The sequence below is a fragment of the Natronomonas sp. genome, assembly GCF_047616845.1.
Taxonomy (GTDB): Archaea; Halobacteriota; Halobacteria; order Halobacteriales; family Haloarculaceae; genus Natronomonas.
This window is the reverse complement of the sequence record NZ_JBLGBY010000087.1, coordinates 1-4,045: the sequence shown is the minus strand read 5'-3', so window position 1 is coordinate 4,045 and position 4,045 is coordinate 1. Positions and strand designations below refer to the sequence as shown.

Annotated in this window: 7 protein-coding genes and 1 pseudogene; 2 read left to right on the top strand and 6 right to left on the bottom strand. The window is 63.5% G+C overall.

The window, feature by feature from the left end:
* Nucleotides 1–132 precede the first annotated feature (132 nt).
* From cmk to ACI8UR_RS12230, 3 genes and pseudogenes are all read right to left on the bottom strand, one after another.
* Nucleotides 133–765: a (d)CMP kinase gene (gene cmk / locus ACI8UR_RS12240; RefSeq protein WP_411714505.1), complete on the bottom strand. Its 633-nt coding sequence runs from the start codon at nt 763–765 to the stop codon at nt 133–135.
* Between the two features lie 108 nt (nt 766–873).
* Nucleotides 874–960 (bottom strand): annotated as a pseudogene (locus ACI8UR_RS12235) (divalent-cation tolerance protein CutA); the annotation flags it as partial.
* Entirely contained in the window at nt 960–1,196 is a 237-nt protein-coding gene (locus ACI8UR_RS12230) for an HEWD family protein (RefSeq protein ID WP_411714504.1), read from the bottom strand. The pseudogene ACI8UR_RS12235 and the gene ACI8UR_RS12230, both read right to left, overlap by 1 nt.
* Before the next feature lie 95 nt (nt 1,197–1,291).
* Between ACI8UR_RS12230 and ACI8UR_RS12225 the strand changes: the two genes are divergently transcribed.
* Entirely contained in the window at nt 1,292–1,840 is a 549-nt protein-coding gene (locus ACI8UR_RS12225; RefSeq protein ID WP_411714503.1) for a YbhB/YbcL family Raf kinase inhibitor-like protein, read from the top strand.
* On the opposite strand, the gene ACI8UR_RS12220 is transcribed toward ACI8UR_RS12225, so the two are convergent.
* Nucleotides 1,841–2,293, bottom strand: a complete 453-nt coding sequence (locus tag ACI8UR_RS12220) for a hypothetical protein (protein WP_411714502.1) — start codon at nt 2,291–2,293, stop codon at nt 1,841–1,843.
* Nucleotides 2,294–2,377: 84 nt separating this feature from the next.
* On the opposite strand from ACI8UR_RS12220, the gene ACI8UR_RS12215 reads away from it, so the two are divergent.
* Nucleotides 2,378–2,797 carry a universal stress protein gene (locus ACI8UR_RS12215; protein WP_411714501.1) on the top strand — a complete coding sequence of 140 codons (420 nt, stop codon included), beginning with the start codon at nt 2,378–2,380 and terminating at the stop codon, nt 2,795–2,797.
* Here the strand turns inward: ACI8UR_RS12215 and ACI8UR_RS12210 are convergent, their stop codons facing one another.
* Nucleotides 2,798–3,424: a helix-turn-helix domain-containing protein gene (locus ACI8UR_RS12210; RefSeq protein WP_411714500.1), complete on the bottom strand. Its 627-nt coding sequence runs from the start codon at nt 3,422–3,424 to the stop codon at nt 2,798–2,800.
* A 142-nt stretch (nt 3,425–3,566) separates the two neighbouring features.
* On the bottom strand, nt 3,567–4,045 hold a 479-nt coding region (locus tag ACI8UR_RS12205; RefSeq protein WP_415087924.1), incomplete at its 5' end, for an acyl-CoA thioesterase.

Below are 4,045 nucleotides of genomic sequence, written 5' to 3'. Positions count from 1 at the left end.
CAGGTCGAAGACGTGAGCGACCAGGTCGAAGAGCAGGTCGAAGACGTGAGCGACCAGGTTGAAGACGCCGCTAACTAACGACCCCCAAATTCCTTCGTTTTTTCTTCAGCGCCTGTAGCCGCGCGTGTCGGGTTACTCGTCGGCGCCTTCCTCGACGTCAAGCGGCGGCGTCGGCACCGCTCCTTCGTCGTCCATCGGGTCGTACATCTCGATAGCCCGAAGGATGATATCGAGGGTGTTCTCGGTGCTCCAGCGCGCCGTGTTCACCGAAAGGTCGTATATCGACCGGTCGGAGAGGTCGATATCGTAGTAGTCCTCGTAGCGTTTCTTCTCGATGACCTCACGGACGCGCATCTCGGCTTCCATCTCCTCGCGGTCGGCCGTCCGTTCGACGCGGATTTCCTCCGGTGCGTCCACCCAGATGCGGATGTCGGCGCGGTTGCCAGCCAGCCAGCCCGCAAGCCGGGATTCGAGGATGAACGCCTTGTTCGAGGCGCCCCACTTCTCGGCGATGGTCTGGAGTCGCCGGTCGAGTTCACGGTCGATATCCGAGGAGCCGCTCGCCTCAGCGACGAGCTGGGTGAGCGTCATGTCGCGCTCCTCGGCGATGTCGCGGAACACCTCGCCACCGGAGACGAAGCCACAGTCGAGCGCCTCCGCGAGCCCCTCGCTGAGCGTCGTCGCGCCACAGCCCGGTGGCCCGGAAACCGTGATGAAGAGGTTGCTGTCGACGCTTCGCGGCGGGGAGACATCCTGATTCGACATGTGGATGGCTCGCCATTCCATCGCTGGCAAAAAGAACCCCGTGGTTGGGGGAATCTCCGACAGCCACCACCGCGGGATTCCTCACTCGACGCTGGCTTCGACCCACTCCACACACGCTGCTAACCGCTCCTCGACCAGCGTCGCGGTGAGGCCGTCGGCTGCGTCAGGCGGTGCGGTGATGTAGACGGTCGGCATCAGACGTTCGCGTCCGTATCAGACCCACTTCCGCGATTGGCGTTCGCGTCCGGCTTTCCCTCGACGGGGTTGTACCGACCGTTGATGTCCCACTCGTGGATGCAGTGTCTATCGCCGACCTGTCGTTCGCCGTCCTCCTCGGCGATGACCCAGTTCTCCACATCGGAGTCCCAGACGTCAGTTCGGCCGCATCGTTCGCACGTCCGCCGTTCCGGCGGCACGATTTCGGCGCTCATACTCGATGGAACGATGTCCTCCGTAATCAAGGGTACGTTGACGACCGACGGCTGCGTCTCGGTGGGGTCATAACGACCGAGTACGAAGAGACGGTATGCGACGGCGCTCGTTGCTCGTGACGCTTTCGGCGGCCGTGACTGCCGGCTGTACCATCGGCGGCACGCCGCCCGCCGAGGACAACCTGACACTTTCCGCCCCAGCCTTCGAGGATGGCGAAATTCCCGAACGATTCACCTGTGACGGTGAGTCGCTGTCGCCGCCACTGGTCGTCGAGGGGATTCCGCCGGAAACCGAATCGCTCGCTATCGTCGGCGAGTGGCTCCGCGGCTACAGTCCCGGCACCATCTGGACGATGTGGAACCTGCCGGCCGACGACACACTCGAAATTCCAGCGGGGATTCAAACCGAAGCGCGTCCGGACGCCGTCCCCGGTGCAATCCAGGGGTTGAACGACGAGGGATTCGTTGGCTACCGCTCGCCGTGTCACGAAACGCCAGGGCAGAACGAGTATCGCTTCGCCGTGCTCGCGCTGGAACGGCCACTCGACGCCGAACCGGGCGTCAACCGTGACGACTTCGACGACGCCATCGGTGACAAGGTGTTGTCGAGTACGTCGTTGACCGCCATCTACGACCGGTTCTGATCAGAAGTCAGGCAGGTCGTCGGGGGCCTCGTACTCGGCTTCCCAGTCGATATACTCCTCCTTCAGCGTGCGGCTGACGGTGTCGCCGAACGACGCCAGAGCGGCATTGATGCCGGACACTTTCTCCCAGGAATCGAGCTCCGGATGGAGGTTCCGCTCTCGCCAATCCTCCGGGAGGCCGGGTGCGTGATAGCCGACGCGGTCGGCGAAATCGTCCCAGAAGAAATCGAACTCTTCGAACAGTCCCAACTCTTCGGCGATGGCGAACTCCGTTTCGTCGATGTCGGTCTCGGCCGCCCATTTCTCGAACGCCTCGGCCCAGGCGCCCTCGGCCAGCAGCGATTCCAGTTCCTCGCGTCGGTACTCTTCGCCCTGCACTTCCACGTCCTCGTACTCGCCCGTGTCGACCTCGGGGAGGGCCGGCGGGTCGGGCGGGTCAACGTTGAGTCCCATGGCCGGCGTTTGGGGATGCGGGAATAAAACCACACCCCTGCGCTGACACCCACGCTTAACACGGGGGCCCGAGAAGCGGCAGACATGCGCGTAGTGGTTCCGTACGACGGCTCCGAGCTCGCCGAAAAAGCGCTGAATCACGCCATCGAGCAGTACGAGGACGCCGATATCGTGCTCCTGCACGTCCTTGATTTCGTCGAGGCCGGCTACGAGGCCCCTCCCGAGGCGGCACTCCCCGGCTACTGGACGGAGTGGTACGAGGACGCTGAGGAGCGAGCCGAGGTGCTGTTCGAGGAGGCCCAAGAGGGCGTCGACCGCGACCTGGAAACCGACACTATCGTCGGCCGTCCGGCGCGTGAAATCGTCGAGTACGTCGAGGAACACGACATCGACGCGGTTGTGATGGGGAGCCACGGCCGCGAAGGTGTCTCTCGCATCCTGCTCGGCAGCGTCGCAGAAGCAGTGGTTCGGCGCTCACCCGTGCCAGTCACCGTCGTCCGGTAGTCAGCCGACGCGTGACCGTTGGTCGGTTTCGGGGCGCAACACGTCAGTGAAGATGGTCGATTCGATTTTCCGGAGGTGCTCGCCGACCGTATCGGCACTAATTCCGAGTTCTTCGCCGACAGCTTCGTAGCCGACGCTCCGCTGGACGTCGTAGTAGCCGACCTGTACCGCCGTCCGGAGGGTCTCAAGCTGTCGGTGGGTCAGTCGCTCGTAGAGACGGCGGTGGCTCGGCGCGTACGGCCCCGTTGATAAGACCTCGACTGTGACGGCCTCCGGCAGCGCCGCAGTCGTCGCCTGGAGGGCCTCTCGCTTTCCGACCGCAGTCACCTCCATCGCCCCGTCCTCGGAGTAGTACATCGGCATCTCGATGAACACCTCGTCCGCACGCGTGAACGGCGAGAGCCGCTCGGCCCACCCGTTTGGCGGGATGTGTGCGAACACGAAGGTGCTGTCACCGGATTCGGAAACCGTCACGGAGAAGGCTGCCTCGGGATCCGAAATCCGGTCGGCAGCGCCCTCGAACTCCACGAGAACAACGGCATTGTCCTCGTCGATGACGTTGAAATGGTGGACGGCGTGCTCGCCGATATCGGGGGCCTCCAGCACGTCGTCCCCGAACGGGTGCATACCCTCCTCAGCGCGTAGTCGAAGGGTAACGTGTCTCACTATATATGAACTCTGTCGTTCGGTCAAAGAGCGTTCTGCCACGTTTTAACGGCTATTTATACCTCTCCGGCCGCTGTCGGCGGAACCACGGCGGGTCAGCCAGTCAATCGAGGTCGTCGAGCCCGTCGGCGACCTCCCGCAGCTGTTCGCGCCGTTCCTCGATGGCTTCCTCCTGCAGCGCCGTTTCGACATCGGTCGGGCACTTCAGAGACGGCACCTCCGTCGGTCGACCGTTCTCATCGACCGCCACGAACGTGAAAAACGACGAGGTGGCGAGTCGACGGTCGTCGCTCCGGGGGTCTTCTGCGTGCACGTCGACTTTCACGTCGATGCTCGTCCGTCCGGTGTTGAACACGTACCCCTCGATGACGGCTACCTCGCCGAGGTCGATGGGGCTGACGAAGTCGACGTGATCCATCGACGCGGTCACACACTGGGTGCCGGCAAAGCGCATACTGGAGATGGCCGCACAGATGTCCATCCAGTGGAGGACTGCGCCCCCGAGCGCGCGCCCAAGATTGTTCGTCTCGTTCGGCAGAAGCATCTCCGTCATCTCGGTCTTCGATTCGGCTAGCGTCGTCA

Bases quoted from the DNA above. Each gene is read 5' to 3' on its own strand.
- ACI8UR_RS12220 (WP_411714502.1), bottom strand. From the start codon at position 2,293: ATGGGACTCAACGTTGACCCGCCCGACCCGCCGGCCCTCCCCGAGGTC.
- cmk (WP_411714505.1), bottom strand. From the start codon at position 765: ATGTCGAATCAGGATGTCTCCCCGCCGCGAAGCGTCGACAGCAACCTC.
- ACI8UR_RS12215 (WP_411714501.1), top strand. From the start codon at position 2,378: ATGCGCGTAGTGGTTCCGTACGACGGCTCCGAGCTCGCCGAAAAAGCG.
- ACI8UR_RS12230 (WP_411714504.1), bottom strand. From the start codon at position 1,196: ATGAGCGCCGAAATCGTGCCGCCGGAACGGCGGACGTGCGAACGATGC.
- ACI8UR_RS12210 (WP_411714500.1), bottom strand. From the start codon at position 3,424: ATGCACCCGTTCGGGGACGACGTGCTGGAGGCCCCCGATATCGGCGAG.
- ACI8UR_RS12225 (WP_411714503.1), top strand. From the start codon at position 1,292: ATGCGACGGCGCTCGTTGCTCGTGACGCTTTCGGCGGCCGTGACTGCC.